We start from the raw sequence: 1004 nt of genomic DNA on the forward strand, positions 1-1004 counted from the left end.
CGGCTCCCGTGCGGGTCGCTCAGGGCGGTCAGTGCTTCGCCATGAGGTCCTTGAGCGCGATGTTGAGTTCGAGGACGTTCGTGCGGGGCTCGCCCATAAAGCCGAGGGTGCGGCCGGTGGTGTTGTCCTTGACCAGCTTCTCGACCTGTGCCGGGGACAGGCCGTTCTTCGCTGCGACGCGGTGGACCTGGAGTTCGGCGTAGGCCGGGGAGATGTCCGGGTCCAGCCCGGAGCCGGAGGAGGTCACCGCGTCCGCGGGGACGTCCGAAAGCCTGACCGTGTAACCGGGCACCGAGTTGTCCTTGACCACCGCGGCCTTGGCGTCCTGGACCCGTTCGATCAGGTCCTTGTTGTCCGCGGCCAGGTTGGTCGCGCCGGACAGCAGCAGCTTGTACTGCGTGTTGACGCTGTTGGAGCCGAGGCCGTGCGCCGGGCGGCCCTGGAACCACTTCAGGTCGGCGTCGGGGGTCTGCTGCCCCTTCTTCAACGGCAGGTTGTACGGCTGCCCGATGAGGGAGGAGCCGGCGACGTGGCCGTTGGCCTTGATCTCGGAACCGTTCGCCTGGTCGTGGAACAGCCCCTGGGCGATGCCGGTGAGGACCAGCGGGTAGATGACGCCGGTCACCAGGGTCAGCACGAGGAGGGCCCGCAGACCCGCGCCGAGCAACCGGGCGGTGTTCGTTACGGAGTTGTTCATGGCGATCAGCCAATTCCGGGGATGAGGGAGATGAGCAGGTCGATGATCTTGATGCCGATGAAGGGGGCGACCAGGCCGCCGATGCCGTAGATCCCGAGGTTCCGGCGGAGCATCCTGTCGGCGCTGACCGGCTTGTACCGCACGCCCCTCAGGGACAGCGGCACCAGCGCGATGATGATCAGCGCGTTGAAGATCACCGCGGACAGGATCGCGGAGTCGGGCGAGGCCAGGTGCATGATGTTGAGCTTGTCCAGACCCGGGTAGACCGCGGCGAACAGCGCCGGGATGATCGCGAAGTACTTCGCGA

General features: G+C 66.7%; 1 protein-coding gene and 1 pseudogene. Both read right to left on the reverse strand.

Annotated features, from left to right (window positions below):
- Positions 1-28: 28 nt before the first annotated feature.
- The gene (locus BZY54_RS48605; protein ID WP_086731595.1) at positions 29-697 is read right to left on the reverse strand and encodes a potassium-transporting ATPase subunit C; all 669 of its coding nucleotides are present in this window, start codon (positions 695-697) and stop codon (positions 29-31) included.
- A gap of 5 nt (positions 698-702) precedes the next feature.
- Positions 703-1004: pseudogene (locus tag BZY54_RS48610) on the reverse strand (potassium-transporting ATPase subunit B); the annotation flags it as partial.

The organism is Streptomyces carpinensis (assembly GCF_002154505.1).
GTDB lineage: Bacteria > Actinomycetota > Actinomycetes > Streptomycetales > Streptomycetaceae > Streptomyces > Streptomyces carpinensis.

Excerpts from the sequence above, each read along its gene's own strand:
- BZY54_RS48605 (WP_086731595.1), bottom strand. The coding sequence starts at position 697 with ATGAACAACTCCGTAACGAACACCGCCCGGTTGCTCGGCGCGGGTCTG.